Origin of the sequence: Kitasatospora sp. NPDC088779 (assembly GCF_040685395.1) — a bacterium.
Lineage (GTDB): Bacteria > Actinomycetota > Actinomycetes > Streptomycetales > Streptomycetaceae > Kitasatospora.
Window position 1 is genome coordinate 54,750 of sequence record NZ_JBFBHW010000041.1, and the last position, 25,383, is coordinate 80,132.

The window sequence follows — 25,383 nt, forward strand, 5'->3', positions numbered from 1 at the left end:
CCGGCCGTACCCCCCGCGCGGTGCGCCCGTCGCGCCCGCGTCCCAACCGCCCGCTCTCCGACATATCCGACGCATCCGACACAAGGGGAAAAGTCATGGACGAAGAGCAGAAGTACCTGTTCGACCTGCGCGGCTACCTGGTCCTGGAGGACATCCTCTCCGCGCAGGAACTCGCCTCCGTCAACGCCGCCCTCGACGGCCACGGCCTGTGGGACGGCGAGAACAAGCTCGACTACCCGCTGCTCAAGCGGTACAACCCGTTCATCGCCAACGCCGGCCCCCTCCACACCACCCCGCGCCCGGTGCGCGACCTGATCAGCCACGAGAAGGTGCTGCCGCACCTGGAGGAGGTGCTCGGCCCCGACCTGCGCTACGACGAGGGGCAGGTGCTCTACGCCCGCAAGGGCGCCGGAGCGCTGATCCTGCACAACGGGAACACCCCGTGGGAGTACCCCCCGCTGACCTACCAGGTCCGCGACGGCCGGATCTACGGCGGACACCTGATCGTCGCGTTCTGCCTCACCGACGCCCTCGCCGACCAGGGCGGCTTCGCGGTGGTCCCCGGCAGCCACAAGTCGGCCTTCGAGATCCCGGAGGACTTCCAGACCTGGCAGAAGGTCGGCGACTGGGTCTCCCGCGTCCCGGTCAGGGCCGGCTCGGTGGTCCTCTTCGCGGACACCGCCACCCACGGCAGCTGGCCCTGGGCCGCCGACTTCGAACGCCGGGTCGTCTTCTGCCGCTACACCGCGGGCATGGTGCAGCACACCGCTCCCGCGCCCGTGCCCGAGGACCTCCCGGGCGAGGAGTGGACCCCGGTCGAACGCCGGCTGCTCCGCCCGCCGTTCGCCTGGCACTTCCACGACCGGGGCAGGGGCTACACGGAGCAGCAGCGCACCTCGGTGCGCACCGCCGAGGGCTGGACGATGAACGACCACTCCCAGCAGATCATCACGCTCGCGGAAGACGCGGAGAAGTCCGCCGAGGGGCGGGGCTAGCCATGGCGAGCATCACCGTGAGTTCGGTCGGCTACGAGGAGTTCGACCAGGAGCTCGGCAGCGACCCCCTGGGGCTGATGACGCGGCTGCGCGACGAGGGGACGGTCAGCGCCGTCCCGCTGGACGACGGCACCCGGCTGATCGTCGCGGCGGAGCCCGCCGTCGCCGCCGCGGCCCTCGCCCACGGCACCCGCAACCACCGCGGGCTGCTGCGCGAACTGGTGGGCAGCGGACTGTTCGTGGTCGCCTCCGGGGAGCAGTGGCGCCATCGCCGCGCCCTGCTGCGCCCGATGTTCTCGGCCCGGGCCGTGGCGGAGTTGCACACCCTGGTGCTGGAGAGCGCGGAGGACTTCGTGCGCCGTCGGCTGCTGCCCGCGGCGGGCCGCGAGTTCGACCTCGGACACACCCTCCAGCAGCTGAGCATCGAGATCATCCTCCGGCTCGTGGACCCGGAGCTGACCGGCGCCGAACTGGCCTCCCTGGCCTCGACGGTGGACACGGCCGTCCACTACCTGGACCGGCGGCTGTTCGCCCCGCAGACCGTCACCGACGCGGACGGCGAGGCGTTCGCACGGGACAGGGCGGTGCTGGAGGAGTTCATCGCGCACCGGGCGGCCCAAGTACCCGCGGCGGCCACGGCCGACGGGGTCCTGCCGTCGCTCGTCGCCGCCCTGCACCAGCGGGGGGACACGCTCGGCGACCGTCCCGAGGACGTGCTGCGCGAGGAACTGATGTCGATCTTCGTGGCCGGCGTGGAGACCATGGGCACCCTGCTCACCTGGACCTTCCACAACCTGGCCGGCTCGCCCCCGGCCCTGGCCCGCACCCTCGACGAGGTCCGCTCCACCGACCTCGGCGCCCTGCGCGCCGCGCCGTCGATCCCCCAGGGGACCTTGCCGTACACCCTGGCGGTGGTCGAGGAATCCCTGCGGCTGCACCCGCCCGCGTGGGCGCTCTTCCGCCGCATCGACACCCCCGTCGAAGCGGCCGGCGTACGGCTGGAGCCCGGCGACCTCGTCCTGGCCAGCACCTACGCCATCCACCGCGCCCCGGCCCTGTGGGAGGCACCCGAGGAGTTCCGCCCGGATCGCTTCCTGGGCCGGCGCCCGCCCGTCCAGCAGTACTTCCCCTTCGGGGCGGGCCCCCACCAGTGCCTGGGGCGGCAGTTCTCGCTGCTGGAGGCCCAGCTCGCCACGGCGACGATCCTCGCGCACGGCCGGTTCACCCTGCTGGGCGACCGGGCCGCGACCGGGCTCCGACCGGCCATCGCCCTGACGCCGGACCCCAGCCCGCGCGCCGTGTTCACCCCGCACCCCGACACCGCCAACGGCACCACCAACGACACCGGCACCGGCACCGCAACCATCGGCCTCAGCAACACCCGCAAGCACCCCTCGGGGGCACGATGACGACCGCGCCGCACGCCCGGATCGAGCAGTGCTTCACCGCCGTCGCCGAGGCGTTCCCCGAGCGCGTGGCGTTGGCCGACCGGTACGGCGAGATCCGCTACGGGGAGCTCCTGACGCGGGCGCGCACCGCGGCGGCGTCGCTGCGGGCGAAGGGAGTCGACTCCGGTACCGCCGTGCTGATCGTCGGGCACGGCGACCGCCGGACCGTCCTCGCCATGCTGGCCGTCCTGATCGCGGGCGGCTGCTACGTGCCGGTGGACCCCCGGTACCCGGCGGACCGCGTCCGGCTCATGGCCGGCACGGCCCGGGCGTCCCTGGCCCTGCACGCCGGCGACGGCGGTGACAGCGGTGGCAGCGCCGACAGCCCGACCGTGGCGGACCTGGGCATCCCCGTGCACGACATCGCCTCCCTCCTCGCGGAGCGGACCACCACGGCGGTGCCGTCCTCACCGGCCGGCCCCGACGACCTGGCCTACGTCATGTTCACCTCCGGCACCACGGGAGCCCCCAAGGCCGTGGGCGTCACCCACCGGGGGGTCACCGGGCTGGCGCTCGGGGCGGAGTCCCTGCGGCTGGGCCCCGGCGACGGTGTGCTCCTGCACTCCACCCTCGCCTTCGACGCGTCGACGTTCGAGATCTGGTCCCCGCTGCTGGCCGGGGCCCGGATCACGGCCGCGGACCGACACCCCCTCGCACTCCACGAACTGGCCGCCCTGCTGGCCCGGCCGCAGATCACCACGGCCTGGCTGACGGCCCCGCTCTTCCGCCTCATGGCCACCCACCACGGTCCGGCGCTGGGCACCCTGCGCACCCTCGTCACCGGCGGTGACACCGTCCCGGCCGGCACCGCGCGCTCCTTCACCGCCGCCCACCCCGCCACCCGGCTGGTCAACGGCTACGGCCCGACCGAGAACACCACCTTCAGCACCCTGGGGGACGCCTCCGCGTGGGACCGCGAGCACTCCGCCGCGTTCCCGATCGGCACCGCCGTCGCGGGAACGACGTGCCACGTCCTCGACGAACGGCTGCGCCCCGTCGCCCCGGGCGCGGTGGGCGAGCTCTACCTCGGCGGCCCCCGGCTCGCCCGCGGCTACCTGCACGCCCCCGCCGCGACCGCCGCGCGGTTCGTGCCCGACCCCTTCTCCGCGCGGCCCGGTGCCCGCATGTACCGCACCGGTGACCGCGTACGGCACCTCCCCGACGGCGCCCTGGACTTCCTCGGGCGCGCCGACGACGAGGTGAAGGTCAGGGGCTTCCGCACCGATCCGGCGGAGGCGGCGGCGGTCCTCGCCGCCGACCCCGCCGTCGACGACGCCGTGGTCATCGCCGGTACCGGTCCCGACGGCGCCGTCCTGACCGCCTTCCTCACGCCGGCGTCCGTCGACACCGACGCGGTGCGCCGGGGCGCGTGGCAGCGGGCGCCGCGCCATCTGGTGGCCGAGCGGATCATCGCGGTCGACGCCCTTCCGCTGGGGCCCACCGGAAAGGTGGACCGCGCCGCCCTCGCCCGTCTCGCGGACGCCCGGACGCACGACGCGGACGACGCGAATCCTCGGACGCACGACGCGGACGCCCGGACGCACGACACCGCCGCCCCGGGCCACCCCGCACTCGCCGCGGCCTGGGAGTCCCAGACGGGGCACCACCCGCTGCCCGACTCCGACTTCTTCGCCGACGGCGGCACCTCCCTGGGGCTGATGCGCCTGGTCGAACAGGTGCGCACCCAGCTCGGACCGACCCTCGACTTCGCCCAGCTCTACGCCGCTCCCACGTACGCCGATCTGTGCCGGCTGACCGCCCCGAGCGCCACCCCGGCACCCCCCGGCGACCGAGCCCAGGAGGCCGTCGCATGACACAGGTGATGCAGGATCAGGACAATGATCTGGCCAGAATGGACGGCCTGTGGATCCGGGTGATCGAACCCCAGTCACCCGCCCGGCACGCCCGGGACTTCGCCCAGGTCCACACCTGGCTGCGCCAGTACATCAGCCGGCCCCACGACGAGATCGGCCGCACCGGGCCGGTCTGCCCCTTCATCCCACCCGCCCTCAGCGGCAAGGACGCCCAGTTCAGCTTCCGCTACGACGTCACCGGGAAGGACGAGCAGCAGCTGCGCGAGGCCCTGGAGGCGGAGATGTCCACGTTCGCCCTCGGCACCGAACGCAGCCGTACGCACACCGGAGCCTCCCTCGACTGCCGCATCGTGGTGCTGCCGGCCACCGGGCCGGAGGGCTGGCGGGTCCTCGACGAGGCGTACGAAGACCTGAAGAACAACGCGGTCGCCCACGGGCTGATGGTCGGTCAGTTCCACCCGCACTGCGACGAACGGGCCGTGCGCAACCCGCTCTTCCCCGTCTCCGTGGCCCCCGTCGGCCTGTTCGCGATCCGCCGGATGGCGCCCCACGATGTGCTCTTCTTGTACAAGCACCGCGCCTGGTTCAGGATTTACGATCAGAACTTCCGCGCCCACTACGAACGGGGCCGCGTACGCGACCCGCTCCTGCGCGAGTTGTACGTGACCGCTGTGGAACGTCACGGCCTGCCCGAGCTCGCCCCGAAGGCAAAGGAGAACGACGCGCCGTGACCGAGGACCAGTACCGCATCGTCGTCAACCACGAGGAGCAGTACTCGATCTGGCCCACCTACCACGACGTCCCCCAGGGGTGGCGGACGGTGGGCGAGCCGGCGTCCCGCGAGGACTGCCTGCGCAGGATCGAGGAGGAGTGGGACGACATGACCCCGAAGTCCGCCCGGCGCGAGGCGGCCCCCGCCGCACCGGCCCCCGCGGGCCCGGCCGGCTCCCCGGAGTCCCCGTGACCGACACGCTTCCCACGGTCGCCGTCGTCTACGGCAGGGGGTCGGCGGGGCCGGCCGAGATCCTCAGCGCCGCCCGCGGCCTGTGCGACGTGGTCTTCGTCTGCGACCCGGCCGTACCGGGCGTGGCGCCGCTGCTCGCGGGGATGCGCCGGCGGGCCCGGGTCTGCGAGATCAGCGGACACGACACCCCCGCCGCCGAACTGCTGCGCGAGCACGGCCCCGCGGGCATCGTCACCTTCAGCGAGTACTGCCTCGCCGGCACCGCGCGGCTGGCCCAGGCCCTCGGCCTGCCCTACCACCGGCCGGACACCGTCCGGCTGCTCACCGACAAGGCCGACCAGCGCGCGGCGTTCGCGGCGGCGGGGGTCGACCACACCCCGAGCGTCGTGGTGCGCTCCGCCGCCGAGGTCGACACCGCCGTGGCCCGCCTGGGCTACCCCGTGGTGCTCAAACCCCGTACCGGGGCGGGCAGCCAGGACACCGTACGGCTGGCGGACGCGGAGCAGCAGCGGCGCGCCCTGGCCGACGTCGGCCTCGCCCCCGGGCCCGGTGACGGGCCGGCGGGCCCGGGCGGCGGCCCGCGCGACTTCGTCGTGGAGAAGTACCTGCCCGGGGACCCCGCAGTGGCCGGACCGGACTGGGGGGACTACGTCTCCGTCGAGGCCGTCGTGCAGCACGCGGAGGTCACGACCCTCTGCGTCACCGGCAAGTTCGCCCTGGCGGACCCGCTGCGGGAGACCGGACTGTTCCTGCCCGCCACCCTCACGCCCGCCGTGGAGAAGGACGTCGCCGAGCTCGCCGCGGCCGCGGTCCGGGCCCTCGGCGTGACGACCGGGGTGACCCACACGGAGGTGAAGCTCACCCCGGACGGCCCCCGCGTCATCGAGGTCAACGGACGCGTCGGCGGGCGCGCCGTGGGCCTGCTGGACCGGGCGCTGGGCATCGATCTGCTCGCCCTCGCCTTCGAGCTGGCCCTGGAGCGCGGCGTCGAGCCCGTCACGGCCCCCCGGCCGGCGGCGGTGACCTTCGAGTACTTCATCGTGCCACCGCGCACGGTCGGCACCGTCCGGGCGATCGACGGCGCCGACGCCGTACGGGCCCTCCCCGGCGTCGGCGAGGTCGACGTGGCGACGGCCCCGGGGCAGCCCGTCGACTGGCGCCACCCCGCACAGCGCCTGGCGTTCGTCCGGGGCGCCGTCGCCACCCATGACGAGCTGCTCCGGCTCGTCACGTCCGTCCATGACAGATTCCACCTGGAGTTCGCACCCCAGTGAAGAGAACGTTCCCCACCACAGACCGGCCGCGCACGCCCCGCCGAGAGCGTCGAAGAGCAGGTGCCCCGCAGTGTCCCGCAGTCCTTCATCGTGGAAAAGTGGAACAGCAGAGAGGTAGTCGATGCTCGACAAGGTGCGACAGCCGCTGAAACACCGGCCCTTCCGGCGGGTGTGGCTGGGCGAGACCGTCTCCCTGGTGGGGGACTACAGCTTCGAGGTCGCCTTCATCTGGCTGATCCTGAACGAGACGGGATCGACGACCACGCTGGCCACGATCCTGCTCGTCCAGGCCGTCCCCCGGGGCGTGCTGATGCTGGTGGGCGGCGCGGTGACCGACCGGCTCTCCCCGCGCGCCGTCATGTTCTGCTCCCACACGCTCAGGGGGCTCGCCGTCGCCACGCTGGGGCTGGTCGCCCTGACGGACCACGTGAGCACGTGGCACCTCTACGCCCTCGGCGCGCTCACCGGCGTCGCCGAAGCGTTCTTCTGGCCGGCCGCCGGCAGCATCATCCCCTCCCTCCTGCCGCCCGAGCACCTCGCCCGGGGCAACGCGCTCGTCGGCTTCGGGGAGCAGGGGGCCCGGCTGCTGGGGCCGATCCTGGGCGGCGCCCTCGTGGCCGCGGTGGGGACGTCGACCACCATCCTGCTCAATGCCTTCACCTTCTTCTTCGCCGCCCTGACGGTCTTCGGCGCACCCCGCAGACAACCGTCCGACCAGGCTGGCGACCAGGCCTCCGACCAGGCGGGCGAGGCCGACGAGGGCGCCAAGTCGTTCACGGCGATCCGGCGGGAGATCGTCGAAGGGCTCCGCTACGCCGGACGCAGCAGGGAGATCCGCACCGTCCTCCTGCTGATCGGCGCGGCGGCCCTCAGCTACAGCGGCCTCTTCAGCGTGGGGCTGCCCGCGCTGGCCAAGACCTTCCCCCAGGGCTCGCTCGCACTGGGCGTCCTGCTGTCCGCCTGGGGACTGGGGCAGCTGATCGGCACCATCGGCGCGGTCTTCACCGGGCTGCCGCGCCGCTGGGGACTGCTCATCATCGGGATGACGCTCTGCGAAGGGACCGCCTTCGTACTGCTGGGCTTCCTTCCCAGCGTGTGGAGCGCGGCGGTGGTGCTCACCCTGCTGGGGATCGGCGTCGCGTACTCCAGCGACGTCGCGCTGCCGACGTTCATCCAGACCAGGACCCCGACGGACGTGCTGGGCCGGGTCAGCAGCGTGATGGAACTGCCCCGGGCCACGCTGGAACCGCTCTCCATCGCGGCCATGGGCCTGCTGGTCGGCTGGGACATACAGTGGGCGTTCGTGCTCGCCGCGATTCCCATGCTGGCCGTCGGCCTCCACCTGGCCCTCGACCGCGAGGCCCGCGCGCTGAGCACCACGGCCTCGGAGGAGCATCCGGCGGCGAAGGATCCGGATCCCCTCGTCTTATAGGCCCTGTCCGCCGGTGGTGGCCGGCGACCGGCGTCTCGTCGACCACCTCATAGCCTGGGACCCGTCCGCCTGGGACGCGACGAGGCGCCGCCTCGTGCACCCGAGGACGACGTGGGGAGGGGAGGGGAGTCGATGAGTCTTCGTCAGTTCGAGTACGCCCTGGCCGTTGCCGAGGAGGGTTCGGTGACGGCCGCGGCGGAGCTGCTGCACGTCGCCCAGCCGTCGGTGTCCCAGCAGATCCGCGCCCTGGAGCGGGAGCTCGGTGTGGAGCTGTTCGCCCGCACGCCGACCGGGCTGGTGCCCACCGTGGTCGGCCGCGCGTTCCTGCGGGAGGCGGAGGCCGCGGTGAGCGCGGCGCGGCGGGCGAGGGCGACGGCGCGGGCCGGCGCCGACGAGCTGGTGGGCGAGCTGACGGTCGCGGTGCAGATGGGCTTCGGCACCCGGCAACTGCCGGGCGCCTTGGGCGCGCTGCGCCGCCGCTTCCCCCGGCTGGAGGTCACCGTCTTCGAGGAGCCGAGCTCCGCCGAGATGGAGCGGCTGGGCCGCCGGGGCACGCTGGACCTCGCCCTGATGGCGGTGTGCGAGCGGAGCCCTGCCGACGCCCACCACCTCGGCGACGAGGAGTTCGTCGTGGTGCTGGGCGCCGGGCACCGGCTGCTCGCCACGGACCGGGTCGAGCTGCGCGACCTGGACGGGGAGCCGTGGGTGCGGTTCGACCGCGACAGCGCGCTCGACGGCGTGCTGCTGGACGTGCTGCTCGAGAACGGGCTGACCCCGACCACGGTCGCCCGGGTGTCCCAGACGGCGACGGCCGTACGCTGGGCCGCCCACGGGCTGGGGGTGACACTCGTCCCGGCCTCCGCGGTGCCCCACGGCCACGAGCACCTCGCGCGCCCGGTGTCCCCGCCCGTCTCCCAGCCCGTCATCGCCGTCGTCCGCCACGCTGCGGGCCCGGCGGAAACGGCCCTGCTCGAACTCCTGCGTCAGGAGACCTGGTCCGAGCCCTTCTTCGCTCCACCGCCTGGGCTCATTCCCGCGATCGGCACACCGGGAATCCGCCCAGGCCGGTGATCTCGAATGGCCGCGCTTTCCGGCCACAACCCCGGATTCCTCGGACAACGCGACAGAATATCGCTGTCGAACCTCCTCCGGAACGGGTGCGGCCACGGCTACCACCGAGCCGATGGTCGCCCGGGCCAACGGATGCGGCGGCTCACGGGTTCACGATCCCGAGCAGAAGATTCGGGAAAGGAATTTCCACCGGTCAAAGGAGTGCAGCAAATACCAGAATTGTGAAGTGTGCATGGCATTTGCCCTTGCTTACTTGATTCGCCCAAATCCCTTCCGTTCCCGGAACGAATCTGACAGCATCGTCCGCTATCCGGCGACCGAATGTCGGTGATCACTGCGCCGGTGCGCCCGCGGGTGTCCGTCCACGGCCGATCTGTGCCTGGATCGGATCAATGGGTGGGCCGGGATACGACTGGGGGGAGAACCTGATGCTCGGCTTCGTCGTGCGCCGACCGCGCGGGCGACCGCCGCTGGCGGCTGCCGCCCCGCTGCTGTCGGCCTTCCCCATCGGACGCCGCCGTCGGGACGTGGCCACCCGGCTGCGCCACGTGGAGGAGCGGTGACCCCCCGGACCGGCACCACCGTACCCACCACCGCGCCCACCACCGGGACCGCTCCCGGGACCGCCCACCGCCCCGCGCGCTGGGTCCGCACCAGGCTGCGGGCGAACCCGCTGGCCGCGCTGCTCATGGCGGCCCTGGCGTTCGTCGCCGTCTTCCTGGCGGCGGCCTTCCCCCGCATCGCGGACCGGGGCGCGGACACGGCGCTCCAGGACTTCGTCGGTCACAAGGGCCTCAACCAGACCAGCCTGCAGACCACGTCCAAGACGCGGGACGACGACAAGGCCGCCGAACTCGACCGGGTGCAGCGGCAGCTCACCGAGATGGTCGGTCGACAGCTGACGCTGACCCAGTCGGGCCAGGCCTACGGCGCCCGCGCCCTGGGCGACCGCGGCATGGGCAATCCGGAGTACGACCGGTTCGCGGAAAGGAGGACCGACCCGGCCCTCGGCCTGCTCTACCTGCACGACCTGGCCGCCCGGGCCACCCTCACCGACGGCACCTGGCCGACCCCCGGCGCCGCCGGCGGTCCGCTGCCGATCGTGATCAGCGAGAAGGCCGCCGAGAGCATCCACATCAAGCTCGGTGACGTCATCGACAACGGCACCGAGGGTTCGGGCGCCAAGCGGACCACCGTGGTGGTCGGCCTCTACCAGGTCAACGACCCCCAGGACCCGTTCTGGGAGGAGCTCGGCTGCCCGGCCCGCGCCTGCCTGAGGGCCGACCCCGAGCACGAGCACTGGATGACCAGCGGATTCGTCGACGGCGACAGCCTGCCCGCGCTGGCCCGCTGGGGTTCGAACGCCGAGAACTTCTGGCGGCTGCCCGTCGACGCCGCCTCGCTGCACGCCGACCAGCTCGACCGCACCCGCGGCATCCTCAGCTCCTTCCTGACCGGGCGCGACGCCACCGCCCTGGCCGACGCGACCCGGCGTCCCGACCTGCACACCTCCTCGGGCCTTCCCGAAATCCTCAACCGGGCGGACGACCGCTACCAGGCCTCGCTGCCGCTCAGCACGATCGGCCCGGCCGCCGTCGCGGGCGTCGCCACCGTGGTGCTGTTCCTGGCCGCCGCCCTCACCACCGACCGGCGCACCGCCGAGATCAGGCTGCTCCAGGCCCGCGGCGGCTCCCGTGCCGGGGTGCTGCGACGGCTGATCGCCGAGGGCGCGGTCACCGTCCTGCCGGCCACCGTGCTCGGAACGGCCCTCGCCCTGGTGCTGCTGCCCACCCCCCGCTGGGACCGCGCGGTGCTGGCGGCCCTGGCCGCGGCCCTGATCGCGCTGCTGGCCTTCCCGGCCCGCGCGGCCCTGCTGTGGGCACGCCGGCGGCCGGCCGGCGGCCGACGCCGACTGGTCGGCGAACTCGCCGTCCTCGCCGTCACCGCCGCGGCCGTGGCAGAGGTCCGGCACCGGGGCGTCGGCACCGGCTCCGGGCCGGATCCACTGCTGGTGGCCGCCCCGCTCCTGCTCGCCGTCACCGGCGGCCTGCTGCTGGCCCGGATCGAGCCGGTGGTGGTCGGCCGGCTGGCCGCCCTCGTCGGCCGAGGCCGCGGCCTGATCGGCTTCCTCGGCCTGGCCCGCGCCGCCCGCGACGACTCGGGCCGCCGCAGGCCCTCCGCGCTGCCGCTGCTCGCCCTGGTCATCGCCGTCACCACGACCGGCTTCGGCGCCACCGTGCTCGACACCATCGATCACGCCCGGACCCGCGCCGCGCGCATCGCCACGGGCGGGGACATCGGCGTCTCCCTCCCGGGCTACGCCACCCTGTCCGAGTCGTTCACCAAGGCCGCCGACGCCCTGCCGGGCGTGCGGGCCTCGACCGCGGTCTGGGTCGAGCCCAACGCCCGCATCGTCGGCGCCGACCAGCGCTACACCGAGGCCTACCTGATCATGGTGGTCGATCCGGCGGCGTACGCCGAGATCGCCCGGACCCTCGGGGCCGGCGAGTTCGATCCGGCGAAGTTGGCCGGGGCGGCCGGCGGCCGGGACACCCCGGTGCCCGCGCTGGTCAGCCGCGACCTGGCCGAGCGCCTGGCCGCAGGGTCGTCCCAGGTGCGCACGCCCAACGGCAACGACCTGCGCCTCGCCGTCGCCGGGACCGTCGGCGCCACCCCCGCCCTGCCGGACCCGGGCAAGCCGTTCGCCGTCGTTCCCGCCGGCCCCGCCTGGGAGCGACTGCCGGACGCCAAGCGGGTGAACCAGTGGTTCGCCGTCGGCGAGATCGACCCCGAAGGGGTCAGGACAGCACTGCGGGACAACGGCGGGGTCCAGCCGACCGGCCTGGCCAAGATGATCGCGGACGACGCCGCAGCCGTCGGCAAGGCCGTCCGCGGCCTGCCCGCGGGATACACGGTGCACAGCAGCCGGGAGACCGTCGCCGAGCTCGGCGACGACCCGCTGCAGCACGCCGCCGGGCGGCTGTTCCGGTACTCGGGTGCCGCCGGCGCCGGGTTCGCCCTGCTCGCGGTGCTGCTGACGCTGTTCCGGGCCGCGCCCGACCGCACGGCCGTGCTCGCCCGGCTGCGCACCATGGGCCTGCGGCCCCGCCAGGGGCTGGCGTTGATCGTCGCCGAGGCGCTGCCGCGGACCCTGGTGGCGGCCGTCGGCGGCGGGCTGGTCGCGGTGGCGGCGGTCGCCCTGCTGGGCGGCGCGTTCGACATCTCGACCCTGGTCGGTGCCAGGGTCGGGGAGGTCGTCACCCCCGCGCTGATGCCGGTGCTGCTGCCCACCGCGGGCCTGGCCCTGCTGGTCGGCCTCGGGGTGGTGCTGGAGACGCTGGTCGCCGGCCGGCGCCAGATCGCCACCGAACTGCGGGCGGGGGAGCAGTCGTGACACCGCGACGGCGGCTCTCCGCGATCACCGGATGACCGGATGACCGGCCCTCGACCCGGTGGTCGAGGGCACGCGGTGGCGCCTCAGTCCTGGTCCAGCTTGGACAGGGCGTCGGTGATCAGGCGGGTGGCGAAGTCGTGGTCGTCGCCGGACACCCGGTTGACGTGCTCCGCGAGCAGGGTGGCCGTGGCTTCCAGGGGGTTCATCTCGGCGTCGGTCCAGGGCCCGTACTGCGCGCGCCACAGGTTGGGGCTCAGGCCGCTGCCCGCGGCGATCACCAGGCCGGCCATGGTGGGGATGACCTCGGGGCGGAAGGTCCTGGGCATCATCCGCATCGTGGCCACGAGGGTGGGCACCACGTGCTCGATGACGTCCTTGTCGTGCTCCTCGCAGGCCGACCGCAGCCAGTTCATGAACAGGTAGATGAGCGTGCACGCGCCGTCCAGCAGCGCGTTGAACTCTTCGGGGCCCACGGATGCGGCGAACTCGTCGACCAGCCGCTGCTGTACGGGGTCCGTCCCGGTCCTACCGTCGTAGACGGCCTTGAGCCGGGAGTCGATCATCATGAGCGCGGTGCTCACATCGCCGACGGCGGCGTATCGGGGGTCACAAGGCGATGACACGGGACTCCTTCTCACACGGCCGCGGCGGGTGCGCGGCAGGTCCGGTCGCAGGGTTCGTCGGCCGGTCGGGTCACCGCCCGACGGTACCGCTCCCCGTTGCGGCCGGGCGCCCGTTTCCGCCCCTCGCCCACGCCCCGGCGGGCCGCCCGCGCTCACCCGTCCGCGGCGGCTTTCCGCAGGTCCCGGTGGTACGGCGGATCGCCGGAGGCGGTGGTGCGGCCCCCGGCGATCCGGTTCCACTCGTCAACAGCGCGCCCTCAGTACGTCATCAGTACGGGTGAGCCGTCCGCGCGGTCGCGGCGGCGCTGGGGGCGGCGGAGGATGAGGGTACGGGCGGGACGCGATGCGGAAGGGGCGTGGCGCCATGGACGTCGGGCCGGTCGAGTACGCCGTCATGGCCTTCCCGGGCAACCGGTTCCGGGGGGCGATCCTGCCGGAGCTCAAGCGCCTGACCTCCGAGGGGATCATCCGCATCCTCGACCTCACCTTCATCAAGAGGGACGAGCGGGGGACGGTCCGCGTCCTCGAACTCGATGCCCTGGACAGCGACGAAGCCGCCGTGTTCGCCGAACTGGACGGCGAGGTCATGGGCCTGCTGAGCGACGAGGACCTGGCCAGCGTCTGCGACGAGATCCCGGCGGGGTGCTCGGCGGCGATCATCGTCTGGGAGCACCGCTGGGCCGCGCCGCTGCTGCGGGCACTCGACGACGCGGACGGGGTCCTGGTCACGCGCGAGCACGTGCCGCACACCGTGGTGGCGGCCGACCTCGCCGCGATCGGTCTCTGAAAGATCGGACTCCAAAAGGGGAGCCGGACTCCGAGAAGGAGCTGTCATGATCGGCCGTCGTCTGTCGCGCAGCGGGCGCCCGGGGCTCATCGGCACCGCCGCCCGCACCGCCGTCATCGCCGGGACCGCCACGTCCGTGTCGAGCAGGGTCGCCGCCCGGCACCAGCAGGCAACCGCGCAGGCGGCCCCGGCACCGCCGTCGCCCGCACCCGCGTCTCAGGCCGTGCCGGGCGCCGCGCCGAACGACCAGACGCTCACCCAGCTCGAACGCCTCGTCGAACTGCGGCAGAGCGGGATGCTGACCGACGACGAGTTCACGGCGGCCAAGCAACGCCTCCTCACCTCGTGAACCCCCTCCGCCGGACGGCGCCCGCACGGGGGCAGGGCCCGACCGGGCCCGCGCGCTGCGCCGCCGTGGTGCGGTGATGGAGCCCGTGACGGCGGTGCTCGCCGAACTCGTCGAACGGCACCGCGCCGATACCGCCGGTGACGTCGCCCGCTACATCCCCGAACTCGCCCGCGCCGACCCGCACGCCTTCGGCCTCGCCATGGTCAGCGTCCAGGGCCACGCCTATCAGGCCGGTGACGCGTCGGCCGCCTTCACGATCCAGTCGGTCTCGAAGCCCTTCGTGTACTCGCTGGCACTGTCGGAGCTGGGCCTGGCGGAGGTGGCCAGGAGGGTCGGGTTCGAGCCGAGCGGGGAGCCGTTCAACGCGATCAGCCTGGAGGCCGGCACCGGGCGCCCGGCGAACCCGCTGATCAACGCCGGGGCGATCGTGACGACCGCGCTGATCGGCGGCGACTGCGAGGCCGCGTTCGAACGGATCCGCGACACCCTGTCGGGCTTCGCAGGCCGCCGGCTGACGGTCGACGAGGACGTCTACCGGTCCGAGGCCGCCACCGGGGACCGCAACCGGGCGCTGGCCTACCTCACGCTCTCCCAGGGCGTGCTGGAGCGCCCGGCCCAGCAGGCCTGCGACGTGTACTTCCGCCAGTGCGCGATCGAGGTCACCGCCGTCGACCTGGCCGTCATGGGCGCCACGCTGGCCAACGGCGGGCGCAACCCGGTGACCGGGCGCCGCGTCGTGGACGCCGACGCGGCGAGCGCGACGCTGTCGGTCATGGCCACCTGCGGCATGTACGACCACAGCGGGGAATGGATGCTGAGGGTGGGCCTGCCGGCCAAGAGCGGCGTCGGCGGAGGGGTCTGCGCCGTGAGCCCCGGCCAGTTCGGCGTCGGCGTGTTCAGCCCCCCGCTGGACCCTCGGGGCAACAGCGTCCGCGCGAGCGCCGTCCTGCGGGAGCTGTCCGCCGAACTGGGCCTGCACGTCCTGCGGCACACCGAGCGTGCGCGCTCACCGCTCCAGGCGGTGCGCACCGACCACGGCGCGCACCACCTGGAGCTGTTGGGCGACCTCGGTTTCGCCGCCGCCGAGGAGATCGTCCACTGCGTCCGTCGCCTGGCCCGCGATCAGCCCCGGCCGCTGGTCACGGTCGACCTCTCCCACGTCACCGCCGTGCGCCCGATCGCCCGCAGGCTGCTGGCCGACTGCGCCGCCGGCCTCCGGGCCCGGACGACGGTGCGCTTCGTCGACCCCGCGGGCCTGGTCCGAAGGCCGTCCGCAGACCGGAGCGACACCCCGGCCGAGAGAGCCGAGTGAGCACCGGCAAGCACAGGTTCACAGCTTGACGGGTGCGCCCGGCCCCATCGGGATGCCGATGGCGTACCAGGCGACGAAGAACAGCAGCCAGGCCACCGCCACGATGACCGTGTAGGGGATCATCAGGGAGATGACGGTGCCGACACCGGCCTGCTTCCTGAACTTCTGGCACTGCAGGACGATGAACGGCAGGTAGACCATCAGCGGGGTGACGACGTTCGTCGGGGAGTCGCCGACCCGGTAGGCGGCCAGCACGGTCTGCGGCGCGACGCCGAGGCGGATGAACAGGGGCACGAAGATCGGCGCGAAGATCGCCCACTTGGGGATGATCCCGGGGATGATCAGGTTGATGACGTAGGTCAGCAGGATGAAGGCGATCAGGAGCCAGATCGCACCGATGTTCGCGCTCTCCAGCTGGTCGGCGAGCTGCACGGCGACCACCGTGGCGATGTTGCTGTAATTGAAGTACGAGATGAACTGGGCGATGATCAGCAGCAGGAAGATCAGGCCGCCGAGCCCGGCGAAGGTCTTGGTGATCGCGTCCATCGCGGCGGCGCTGCCGCGCAGGGTCCTCGCGCCCGCGCCGAAGGCCAGGCCCATCACCAGGAACGCGATCATGATGATGACGATCAGGCCGTCCATGAACGGCGAGTCCTCGAACAGGCTCCCCGTCTCCGGGTTGCGCAGCGGCGCGCCGGGGATGAACGCGAGCAGCGTGACGGCCACCACGAGCGCGATCAGCGAGAGGCCGGCGTAGCGCAGCCCCCGGGCCTCGGCCGCGGTGTCGACGGGGGGCTCCTCGCTGTCCGCGACGGCGGCGGTGTCCCGCGGCTGCCAGGGGCCCAGGCGGGGTTCGATGATGCGTTCGGTGATGAAGGTGATGACGATGGTGAGGAACAGGGTGGAGCCGATCGCGAAGTAGTAGTTCGCGGTCAGGTTGAGGGACTGCCCGGGGTTGACGAGCCTGATCGCCTGGTTGGTGATCTCGGTCATGATGCCGTCGATCGGGGCGATGAGCAGGTTGACGCTGAAGGCCGCGCTGACCCCGCCGAAGGCCGCGGCGATCCCGGCGAGCGGGTGGCGCCCGGCGCTGATGAAGGCGACCGCTCCCAGCGGGATGAGGACGAGGTAGCCGGCGTCGGAGGCGATGCTGGACAGGATGCCGGCGAAGACGATGATCGCGGTGAGGGTCTCCGGTGGTGAGATCCTGACCAGGCGTCGGATCAGGGCCGCGATCAGTCCGGCCTCCTCCGCGAGCCCGACGCCGACCATGATGACGAGGATGACCGCGACGACGCCGAAGTCGTTGAAGTTGTGCGCCGCGGAGGTGAACAGGAACCGGACGCCGTCGCCGGACAGCAGGCTCTCGACCTTCGTCGTCTCGACGACGGTCTCGTAGTGGTGGGTGTACGTCGACTCCGGCGGCAGGTGGGTGCCCGCGTACTCGGTGCCGCCCTCGTGGACCTGCGTGGCCGGGTAGGGAACGGACTTGACCGTCTCGCCGGTGACGTGGACGTCGAACGCGGCCAGGACCGCCGACAGCACGATCACCAGGACGCACAGCAGCAGGAAGATGATGGCCGGGTGCGGGACCTTGTTCCCGATCTTCTCGATGGCGTCCAGGACGCGCCCCGACCCTCCGCCGGACTTTCCGTTCCCGGAGGCGGTGGCGCTCTTGTCCTGCGGGCCGTCGGCCTGGGCGTGGGCGAGGGCGCTCACCGGCCGGCCTCCTCACTGATCGAGCGGGTGGAGTCGGTCCGCGCGGCCGTCGACGGAGGGGTGAAGGCCAGCGCGAGCTCTGCGAGCAGGCGCGCGCCGAAGCCGGTGCAGCCCTTGGTGCGCCAGCCGCTCGGCTTGTCGTTCTGGGCCGGCCCGGCGATGTCGATGTGCGCCCAGGGGCGGCCGGCGACGAACTCCTCCAGGAACAGCGCGGCATGGATCGCCCCGCCGTTGGGGCCGCCCATGTTCTTCAGGTCCGCCACCTCCGAGTCCAGCTCCGGCCGGTAGCGCCGCGACAGCGGCAGCTGCCAGGCCGGCTCGCCGGTGCGGGCGGCGGCGTCCAGGACCTGGTCGACCAGCGGCTGGGCGTTGCCGAACACGCCCGCGGTCTCGGCGCCGAGCGCCCGCAGACACGCGCCGGTCAGGGTGGCGATGTCCACGATCGCGTCCCCCGGCTCCTCGCCGGCCAGGACCAGGGCGTCCGCCATGACCAGGCGGCCCTCCGCGTCGGCGTTGACCACCTCCACGCTCGTGCCGCCGCGCATCCACAGCACGTCGCCCAGCTTGAGCGCCGAGCCCGAAGGCATGTTGTCCGTGCACATCAGGTAGCCCGTCACGGCCGTCCGGCAGCCGAGCCCGGCCAGGACGCACAGGGCCGCCAGGATCGCCCCTGCACCGGACATGTCGTTCTTCATCGTCGCGTGCACGGCGTCGGCGGGCTTGAGGCTGATGCCCCCGGAGTCGTACGTGATGCCCTTGCCCACCAGGGCCAGCCGGGGCGTCCCGTCACCGGCGCCGGAGGGCAGGTAGGTGAGCTTGATCATGCGGGCTTCGTCCACGCCGCCCCGGTTCACGCCCAGCAGGCCGCCGCAGCCCAGCTCCTCCAGCTCCCGCTGCCCGAACACCTCCACCCTCAGGCCGCACTGCGCGCCGAGCCGCACCGCAACCTCGGCCAGGTCCGGCGCGGTCAGCAGGCTGGGCGGCGCGCTGGCCAGGTCCCGGGCCAGCATCGTCGCGCGGGCCAGCCACACCCCGCGCTCTGCGCCCCGCTCGACGGCCTCGCGCGAGTCCGAACCCGAGCCCGAACCCTCCACGACCGTGACAGTCTCCAGCGCCGTGCCGGACGGCTCGCGCTTGAGCGGATCGAAGCCGTAACGGGCCAGCAGCACCCCCTCCACCAACGCCTGCGCCGCCTCCGCCGGCGTCGCACCCGCCCCGGACGGCACCACGACGGCCAGCCGCGAACGGCCCGGCACCGCGAGCGCCACGGCCGCCCCGGCGTCCCTCAGCACATCGGGACCTGCCGCACCCTCCGGCCCCGTCCCGTAGAGCACGACGTCCGGCCCGTCCTCCCGGGGCACCAGCAGCACCCGGCCCGTCGCCCCCGTCATGCCGGCGGCCTCCACGGCCCCCGGGCCCAGCCCGATCCACGCCGGCACCGCCACCGCCCCTTGGACCACCGGCAGCCCCACCGCCTCCGGATCTCGCACCGCCTCCGGATCCCGGGCCGGCACGACGTCAACCCTCGGAACGCGGCTCCACGAAGGAATGAGATCGAGGGCTGCCCTGCTCTGCGCCACTGTGCTCTCCTCTGCTGGGGCGGCGGTCCAGAGGCCGCCGGTCCCAGCAGCCGCTCCCCAGTAAGACGCACGGTCAGGGCGCTTCCAGGACACGCCACGCGCTGTGCCCCCAAACGCACGAACGCCCGGCGCACCGGCGTCGGCGCGCAGGCGGGGGTGGGAGGACACACCCTAGGCTTGAGGCCGCACTGGTCCGAGGGACGGGAAGTCGGCTGCCGTGACCGATCGCAGCACAGAGGATGATCAGTCGAAGCCGAGCATCGCCCGGGTCTACGACTATCTGCTCGGCGGCAAGGACAACTACGCCGTCGACCGCGAGATCGGCGACTTCTTCATCAAGGACCTGCCCGGGTCGCGGGCGATGGCCTTCGCCAATCGCGGGGCCCTCGTTCGCGCCGTGGCGGCCATGGCCCGCGACGGCGTCTCCCAGTTCGTCGACATGGGCAGCGGCCTGCCCACCGCCGACAACGTGCACCAGGTCGCCCAGCGGCACCGTCCGGACGCGCGCGTCGTCTACGTCGACCACGACCCGGTCGTGGTCGCGCACAGCCGGGCCCTGCTGGCCGCCGACGACCGCACCACCGTGATCCGGGCGGACCTGCGCGCGCCGGAGGCGCTGTACCACGACCCCGGCCTACAGGAGTTGATCGACTTCGACGAGCCGGTGGGCGTCGTCTTCAGCGCCGTGCTGCACCACCTCACCGATGCCGAACGCCCCGCCGAGCTCGCGCGCTGGTGGGTGGACCGGGTGCGGTCGGACAGTCAGGTCTACATCTCCCACTTCCGCTCCGGCGGGAACGAGGAGACCCGGCTCATGGAGCAGAAGCTGCAGAGCAGTTTCGGCCGCGGCCGCTGGCGCACCGACGAGGAGATCACCGGCCTGTTCGACGGCCTTGAGCTCCTCGAACCGGGCCTGGTCCCCTGCTCCCTGTGGCGGCCGGACCCCGCGCCGGACGACGACGGCACCGGGAACGGCGTGGACAGGCCCGCTCCGACGGTGTGGGAACAGCTGATCTCCTGCGCACTGGCCCGCAAGCCGTAGCCGGCTGTTGGCCCGCGCGCCCCGTACACCGGTCCCTCCACGATCCGTTTCGCCACCGCCGCAACCGCTGTCGCATCGCTCCGCGACGTCGCCGACGGCTTCCGGTGCAGGCGGACCGAACGTGTCAGCCGCAGCCGCCGTGAGGGTGCCGCCCGGCGCGCGGGTCGTCCCCCACCCCGCGGTACGGCGGGAGGCGCCCGGCCGACAGTCAGTCGAAGTCGTCCGGATCGACGCCGCGTATCAACTCGGCGAGCCGGGCGCGGTCGTGGAACGCCTGACTCAGGAGCGCGGCGAGGCGTTGCAGAGCGTCCAGGTCCCGACTGCGGGCGATGAACATCCCCGCCTCGGGATCGTAGGTCAGCCGCTCCGACACCTCCGGCGCGTGCGCGAGCACCGCGGCCCGGGCGACGCCCGCCCAGCCGTACCCGTTGCCGTACTGGCCGCAGGCCTCGAACTCGTCCTCGACGGCGACCATGGCGTCGTCGGTGAGCATCAGGTAGTAGGACTCCGGCTCGTGGTCGTAGGCGGAGAGGATCAGGGGTGCGTAGGTCGTCCGATCGGTCATGGGACCGACCTTAGCGGCGGGGTCCGACAGCGGCGGGCGAAGGCTCCCGGGCCGCACTGCCGGATCGTCACTCCCGTTACCCGACCCGCCTGCGACTCTGCACGACAAGGGCGACGATCTCCTCGGGCAGTTCGTCGTCCACCGCGATCCGGACCTCCGTCACCGTGCCGGGCCAGTCGGCGATCAGATCGTTGCTCAGCGCGTCGTTCTCCATGGCGGCCATGAGTTCGCCTCCCCGGACCGTCTGTCCGGGCACCACCAGGACCTCTGTCACACACCACGGGACGCCCATCTTGGGCGTCACCACGAACTCCACCGGCCCGAGCTCGCGCCAGACCGGGGGCGTCGGCGGCCCGCCGATGCGCTGCTCGACCAGGTCCAGAGCCGTTCCGGCGCGCCGGGCGAAGTCGGAGTCGTCCGCGAGGTGCTCACGCAGCAACGGCCCGACCGCGCGGGCATCGCCCAGCCGGGCCAGCGTCTCCACCGCCTCGGACCGCATCGCAGGGTCCGCCAGACACCCGACGACGGCCTCCGTGTGCTCAGCGGACCCGTTCTCTGCCAGACCGAGCAACGCCCGGTGACGGAACTCCGGGCTACCGGAGCGAAGTTGGCGCTCCAGGAACGGCACCGTCCGCGGGTCCCTGACATGTGCGAACGTCTCACGGGCCAGCAGCGATTCGAGCGAGGGGTCGTCCGCCAGCGCGTCGAACAACCCATCCGGGAGAGCCTCCGCCAGGAGTACCTGCAGCGAGGCGGGGCGCCGGTACTCGTCCCGGTCGCGGCTCACGATCTCCGCCAGGTCCCAGCTCTTCTCCGCCCGGCCCGCGAACACGTCGAGGAGTCGGCGAAGGCTCACCGGTCCGGCAGCCACCAGGTCCTCCAGGGCGCCACCGTCCCCGTGCATGTAGCGCGCGAGGAGGCTGTCGATCCCGTCGGTGGTCAAGTCCATGGAAGTCAGCCGGCTTTCGGTGGATCAGCGGGTCGCGGTAGGTGCCCGGACAGTCTCTCGCGGCCGCCCGGGCGTTCAACATTCCGTCATGTGCGAGTACTTCCCGGCCACTCACCTCCGCGCCTTGCTCGGGGACACTGCGCGCGTTGCCCTTGCCGTTCTCTGCCAGCTAGGCCGGGTGTGCCTCGTTCCTGGCCGGCGCCGTGTGGCTCGGGGGTTGGAGGCGTACGGGGAGGGTCTTCAGGTGCCAGTTGAGCGGGTTGGTGCCGCGTTGCAGGTGCTCCGGGTCGACGGCGAGTTGCAGGTCGGGTACCCGGCTGAACAGCGCGGCCAGGGCGACGGCGGCCTCCTCCTGGGCGAGGTGCGCGCCCAGGCAGCGGTGCGCGCCGTGCCCGAAGCCGAGGTGGGGCTCCTTGCTGTGGCGGGTGCGGCCGAGGTCGAGGCGGTCGGGGTCGGCGAAGGCGGCGGGGTCGCGGTTGGCCGCGGACACCATCGGGAGGACGGCTTCTCCGGCGCACACCGGGGTGGCGCCGACGGTGGTGTCGCGGGTGGCGTAACGGGGCAGCGCGCGCACGACGGGCCCGCAGTAGCGCATGAGTTCATCGACGGCGTGCGGCATGAGGGCGGGGTCCTCGCGCAGCAGGGCGAGCTGGTCGGGGTGGGCGAGGAGCGCTTCGGTGCTGTTGGCGATGAGGTTGACGGTGGTGATGTGCCCGGCGACGACCAGGTTGGTGATGAGCGAGACGAGCTCGTCGGTGCTCAGGCGGTCGTCGTGGTGGGGCGCGAGCAGTTCGGAGATGAGGTCGTCGCCCGGGTCGGCGGTGTGGAGGCCGACGAGGAGGTGGGCGTCGGCGACCATGCCGGCGAGCGCGTCGCCCAGTTCCTCGCCGCAGGTGCCGGCGGCCAGGGTGGCGCTGCGACTCCGCCAGCGGTCGCGGTCGGCTTCGGGGACGGCGATGAGTTCGCAGATGACGGTGATGGGCAGCGGTCGGGCGAAGTGTTCGATCAGGTCGACGACGCCGTCCTCGGCGTGGTCCGGCAGGCGGTCGAGCAGGTCGGCGGCGATGGCTTCGATCCGGGGGCGCAGCGCGGCCACGCGGCGCGGGGAGAACGCGGCGGCGACCAGGCCGCGCAGACGGCGGTGGTCGGAGCCGTCCGAGTCGAAGATCCCGGCGCGCAGGTACTTCTCGTAGCCCGCGTACATGCCGCGGGCCTGCCAGGTCTGTTCGGTGCGGTGGGCCACCTTCGCGCCGGGGACGGTCGCGGCGTCGATGGTGAAGTCGGGATCGCTCATGATCGTGCGGATGTCGTCGTGGCGGGTCGCCACCCACATGGGGTCGACGCCTCGGACGCAGCCCCGCACCAGGTGCTCGCGTTCGCGGATGTGCGCGTAGGAGGTGAACGGATCGCGGACCAGCTCCTGATCCGCCAGGTCCAGTGGTTCGTCGCCGGACTCGGTGGTGGTCCGGCCTTGCGTCGTCATGGTGAGCGCTCCCAACGGGTGGTCGTTCCGTGACGGCATCATGGCGGCCGGACCGCGCCCCACCTGCCGCTATCGGTGCCAATCCACCCGAACGAATGCATTCGCCCTCGACCCCGGAGACGAGGACGCCCGGTCGTCGTCCGGGGCCGCGGTCGGTGTCCGTTCGGGTCGGTGTCAGCCGCGACCGGCGGTGGAAGCCCGGACGCGGAGTTCCCAGGCGTGGGTCCGTACCACGCCCGGTTCCGCCGCGCCCGACAGCAGGTCGCTGAGCAGGGCCGCGCATTCGCGGCCGTACTCCGCCGCGCGCAGGTCCACCGCCGTCACCTGCGGGCTCGACCCGCGTGCCGCGGCGCCGTCGACGCAGGCGGCCACCAGCACCTCGGTTCCGGCCCGCAGGCCTGCCCGGGCCACGGCTGCCAGCACGCCGGGCACCGCGCCGTCGGGGGCGCAGACCACGGCGTCCAGGCCCGGGGTGCCGGCGAGCAGGTCCGTGGTGGCGGCCTCGGCCTCGGTCGGCGTGGCCGCGAACGGGACCGTTCGCACGGCGACCTCGACGCCGTGGCGCCCGGTCCAGTCGGCGGCGGCGGCCCGCAGGGCGGCCGCCCAGTCGGATCCCGGGCCGGGGGCCAGCAGTGCCGGGCGGCGTGCGCCGCGGTGCGCGAGGTGGTCCAGCAGGGCGGCGAGCGAGGTGGCGTTGTCGCACACCACCGATCCGCTGGGTGCGGCCCCGCCTCCGAGGTAGCGCTCCCCGGTGACCACGGGTACGCCGGCGGCCAGCAGACCGGGCACGGCCGGGTCGTCGACCTCCGGATCGATGACCATCAGCCCGTCGACCCGGGCGGCCAGCCCGCCCTCCGCCGCCTTCCCGGGGGCCAGCAGCACCACGTCGAGGCCGTCCTCGCGGGCTCGCTCGACGGCGCCGAACGCCAGCTTCATGTAGTAGTCGAGGCGGGTCGCCGTGCGCGGCAGGTACAGGCCCACTGCCCCGGTGCTGGAGCGGCGCAGGCTGCGCGCCGCCGAGTTCGGCCGGTAGCCGAGCTCTCGGGCCGCGGCCTGGACGCGTTCACGCGTCGCCTCGGCCACCCGGCCGGATCCGAGGAGGGCGTCGGAGGCGGTGCTCTTGGACACCCCGGCCGCCCGGGCCACGTCGAACAGGGTCACGGATCGGCTGGTCACAGCCCGGAAGTCTAGACGCAGAACCGGAGGCCACCCGTGGTCCGGGCGCCTGCCATGCTCCTCGAACCCCCTTGCCGGAACGTTCCGGCAAGGCTTAGGGTCATCCGTGCCGGAACGTTCCGGCACAGCTTCGGCCGCTGCTCCCGACACCATGACCCGAGATGACCCGAGGACCCGCCATGCGCCTGATCACCGCCCTGAACCCGCCCGCGTCCCCGGCCCGCACCCGCGCGCCCCGGCGCGCCGCCCTGCGGGTCGCCCTCGTCCAGCAGCGCTGGCACGCGGACCCCGAGCAGCACCGGGCCGGCCTGCTGGAGGGAATCCGCCTCGCCGCCGAACAGGGCGCCGCCCTCGTCGCCCTCCAGGAGCTCACGCTCTCCCCGTACTTCGCCGTGCTGCGCCAGTCCGACCACCCGCAGGCCGTCGAGCCCGAGGACCTGCGCACCGGCCCGACCTTCGCGTTCGCCGCGGCCGCCGCCCGCGAGCACGGCATCCACGTGCACGCCTCGCTCTTCGAGAAGGCCGACGGGCCGGACGGCCCCGACGGCCTCGGCTACAACACCGCGATCCTCGTCGCCCCCGACGGCACCCTGGTGCAGCGCACCCGCAAGCTGCACATCCCCGTGACCGAGGGCTACTACGAGGACACCTGGTTCCGCCAGGGCCCGGCCGGCGAGGACGCCTTCCCCCTCGCCGAGGTGGGCGACGCCGCCGTCGGCCTGCCGACCTGCTGGGACCAGTGGTTCCCCGAGCTCGCCCGCGCCTACTCCCTCGCCGGCGCCGACGTGCTCGTCTACCCGACCGCCATCGGCTCCGAGCCGGGCCACCCCGGCTTCGACACCCAGCCGCTGTGGCAGCAGGTCATCACCGGCAACGCCATCGCCAACGCCACCTTCATGGTCGTCCCCAACCGCATCGGCACCGAAGGCGAACTCACCTTCTACGGCAGCTCGTTCATCGTCGACCCGTACGGCCGCGTGCTCGCCCGGGCACCGCGCGACGAGGCCGCCGTCCTGGTCGCCGACCTCGACCTCGACCAGCGCCACGACTGGCTCGAACTCTTCCCCTTCAACACCACCCGCCGCCCCGACGCCTACGCGCCCCTGACCGCCCAGCGCTGACGCCCCCGGCCTCCCCGGCCCGGTTCCGGCCAGGAAACGGGGAGGCCCGGCTGCGGGGCTGCGGGGCTGAAGGCGAGCGAAGTGGTGAGCCCGGGGCTCGCGGTGTCAATGGTGTTGCGCCTGGCCGATTGTCACAGTCCGGTCCTCGGGATGTCCTGGCGATTGTGACGCCACACGTGCCACCGAAAGCCACTGACCGACCGTCATGGTGGGTGTCCAGCAAGCCAGCACGCACCGTCATCGGGGAGCCACCATGTCCGTCCGCCGCCGTCGCCCGCTGCTCGT

The 25,383-nt window shown here is 73.2% G+C and carries 22 protein-coding genes; 15 read left to right on the plus strand and 7 right to left on the minus strand.

All coding sequences use genetic code 11. The features are described from left to right. Nucleotides 1–95 precede the first annotated feature (95 nt). The 10 genes from AB0P03_RS30255 to AB0P03_RS30300 all read left to right on the plus strand — a co-directional run bounded on the left by AB0P03_RS30255 (nt 96) and on the right by AB0P03_RS30300 (nt 12,392). Entirely contained in the window at nt 96–995 is a 900-nt protein-coding gene (locus tag AB0P03_RS30255; protein ID WP_363619761.1) for a phytanoyl-CoA dioxygenase family protein, read from the plus strand. A 2-nt stretch (nt 996–997) separates the two neighbouring features. After that, on the plus strand, nt 998–2,404 hold the full coding sequence (locus tag AB0P03_RS30260; RefSeq protein WP_363631847.1) for a cytochrome P450: 1,407 nt from the start codon (nt 998–1,000) through the stop codon (nt 2,402–2,404). After that, nucleotides 2,401–4,257, plus strand: a complete 1,857-nt coding sequence (locus AB0P03_RS30265; protein ID WP_363631849.1) for a non-ribosomal peptide synthetase — start codon at nt 2,401–2,403, stop codon at nt 4,255–4,257. Before AB0P03_RS30260 ends, AB0P03_RS30265 begins: the two co-directional genes overlap by 4 nt. After that, nucleotides 4,254–4,988 carry a DUF6875 domain-containing protein gene (locus tag AB0P03_RS30270; RefSeq protein WP_363631851.1) on the plus strand — a complete coding sequence of 245 codons (735 nt, stop codon included), beginning with the start codon at nt 4,254–4,256 and terminating at the stop codon, nt 4,986–4,988. Before AB0P03_RS30265 ends, AB0P03_RS30270 begins: the two co-directional genes overlap by 4 nt. Continuing rightward, entirely contained in the window at nt 4,985–5,221 is a 237-nt protein-coding gene (locus AB0P03_RS30275; RefSeq protein WP_363619753.1) for an MbtH family protein, read from the plus strand. The genes AB0P03_RS30270 and AB0P03_RS30275 overlap by 4 nt, the downstream gene beginning before the upstream one ends. Then, nucleotides 5,218–6,495, plus strand: a complete 1,278-nt coding sequence (locus tag AB0P03_RS30280; protein ID WP_363631852.1) for an ATP-grasp domain-containing protein — start codon at nt 5,218–5,220, stop codon at nt 6,493–6,495. The genes AB0P03_RS30275 and AB0P03_RS30280 overlap by 4 nt, the downstream gene beginning before the upstream one ends. A gap of 121 nt (nt 6,496–6,616) precedes the next feature. Continuing rightward, complete coding sequence (locus AB0P03_RS30285) at nt 6,617–7,927, plus strand: MFS transporter (RefSeq protein ID WP_363586178.1); 1,311 nt, start codon at nt 6,617–6,619, stop codon at nt 7,925–7,927. 132 nt (nt 7,928–8,059) lie between these two features. Next, nucleotides 8,060–8,998 carry a LysR family transcriptional regulator gene (locus tag AB0P03_RS30290; RefSeq protein ID WP_363631853.1) on the plus strand — a complete coding sequence of 313 codons (939 nt, stop codon included), beginning with the start codon at nt 8,060–8,062 and terminating at the stop codon, nt 8,996–8,998. A 392-nt stretch (nt 8,999–9,390) separates the two neighbouring features. Further along, nucleotides 9,391–9,561 carry a hypothetical protein gene (locus AB0P03_RS30295; protein ID WP_363586176.1) on the plus strand — a complete coding sequence of 57 codons (171 nt, stop codon included), beginning with the start codon at nt 9,391–9,393 and terminating at the stop codon, nt 9,559–9,561. Continuing rightward, nucleotides 9,558–12,392 carry a hypothetical protein gene (locus AB0P03_RS30300; RefSeq protein ID WP_363631855.1) on the plus strand — a complete coding sequence of 945 codons (2,835 nt, stop codon included), beginning with the start codon at nt 9,558–9,560 and terminating at the stop codon, nt 12,390–12,392. Before AB0P03_RS30295 ends, AB0P03_RS30300 begins: the two co-directional genes overlap by 4 nt. An 83-nt stretch (nt 12,393–12,475) precedes the next feature. Here AB0P03_RS30300 and AB0P03_RS30305 read toward each other — a convergent pair whose 3' ends face one another. Beyond that, on the minus strand, nt 12,476–13,015 hold the full coding sequence (locus AB0P03_RS30305) for a hypothetical protein (protein WP_363586174.1): 540 nt from the start codon (nt 13,013–13,015) through the stop codon (nt 12,476–12,478). 364 nt (nt 13,016–13,379) lie between these two features. Between AB0P03_RS30305 and AB0P03_RS30310 the strand changes: the two genes are divergently transcribed. The 3 genes from AB0P03_RS30310 to glsA all read left to right on the plus strand — a co-directional run bounded on the left by AB0P03_RS30310 (nt 13,380) and on the right by glsA (nt 15,463). Next, a complete protein-coding gene (locus AB0P03_RS30310) occupies nt 13,380–13,802 on the plus strand; it encodes a DUF6325 family protein (RefSeq protein WP_363586173.1) in 423 nt (140 codons plus the stop codon). Between the two features lie 46 nt (nt 13,803–13,848). Next, the gene (locus AB0P03_RS30315; RefSeq protein WP_363631857.1) at nt 13,849–14,151 is read left to right on the plus strand and encodes an SHOCT domain-containing protein; all 303 of its coding nucleotides are present in this window, start codon (nt 13,849–13,851) and stop codon (nt 14,149–14,151) included. Between the two features lie 76 nt (nt 14,152–14,227). Then, on the plus strand, nt 14,228–15,463 hold the full coding sequence (gene glsA, locus AB0P03_RS30320) for a glutaminase A (RefSeq protein ID WP_363586171.1): 1,236 nt from the start codon (nt 14,228–14,230) through the stop codon (nt 15,461–15,463). A gap of 18 nt (nt 15,464–15,481) precedes the next feature. Here glsA and AB0P03_RS30325 read toward each other — a convergent pair whose 3' ends face one another. Together AB0P03_RS30325 and AB0P03_RS30330 are read right to left on the minus strand one after the other, a co-directional pair. Next, entirely contained in the window at nt 15,482–17,182 is a 1,701-nt protein-coding gene (locus AB0P03_RS30325) for an AbgT family transporter (protein ID WP_363631859.1), read from the minus strand. Further along, nucleotides 17,179–18,672, minus strand: a complete 1,494-nt coding sequence (locus AB0P03_RS30330) for a leucyl aminopeptidase (RefSeq protein ID WP_363586169.1) — start codon at nt 18,670–18,672, stop codon at nt 17,179–17,181. The genes AB0P03_RS30325 and AB0P03_RS30330 overlap by 4 nt, the downstream gene beginning before the upstream one ends. Before the next feature lie 307 nt (nt 18,673–18,979). Here AB0P03_RS30330 and AB0P03_RS30335 point away from each other — a divergent pair, with 307 nt between their 5' ends. Next, nucleotides 18,980–19,804 (plus strand): SAM-dependent methyltransferase, encoded by an 825-nt coding sequence (locus AB0P03_RS30335; protein ID WP_363586168.1) that lies wholly within the window; start codon nt 18,980–18,982, stop codon nt 19,802–19,804. A gap of 208 nt (nt 19,805–20,012) precedes the next feature. Here AB0P03_RS30335 and AB0P03_RS30340 read toward each other — a convergent pair whose 3' ends face one another. From AB0P03_RS30340 to AB0P03_RS30355, 4 genes are all read right to left on the minus strand, one after another. Next, nucleotides 20,013–20,369, minus strand: a complete 357-nt coding sequence (locus AB0P03_RS30340) for an immunity 51 family protein (RefSeq protein WP_363586167.1) — start codon at nt 20,367–20,369, stop codon at nt 20,013–20,015. Nucleotides 20,370–20,445: 76 nt separating this feature from the next. Then, a complete protein-coding gene (locus tag AB0P03_RS30345; RefSeq protein ID WP_363586166.1) occupies nt 20,446–21,318 on the minus strand; it encodes a HEAT repeat domain-containing protein in 873 nt (290 codons plus the stop codon). Nucleotides 21,319–21,487: 169 nt separating this feature from the next. Beyond that, nucleotides 21,488–22,801 (minus strand): cytochrome P450, encoded by a 1,314-nt coding sequence (locus tag AB0P03_RS30350; protein WP_363586165.1) that lies wholly within the window; start codon nt 22,799–22,801, stop codon nt 21,488–21,490. A gap of 174 nt (nt 22,802–22,975) precedes the next feature. Beyond that, nucleotides 22,976–23,977: a LacI family DNA-binding transcriptional regulator gene (locus tag AB0P03_RS30355; protein ID WP_363631861.1), complete on the minus strand. Its 1,002-nt coding sequence runs from the start codon at nt 23,975–23,977 to the stop codon at nt 22,976–22,978. A gap of 179 nt (nt 23,978–24,156) precedes the next feature. Here AB0P03_RS30355 and AB0P03_RS30360 point away from each other — a divergent pair, with 179 nt between their 5' ends. Further along, complete coding sequence (locus AB0P03_RS30360; RefSeq protein ID WP_350876327.1) at nt 24,157–25,098, plus strand: nitrilase-related carbon-nitrogen hydrolase; 942 nt, start codon at nt 24,157–24,159, stop codon at nt 25,096–25,098. The last annotated feature ends 285 nt before the right edge of the window (nt 25,099–25,383 follow it).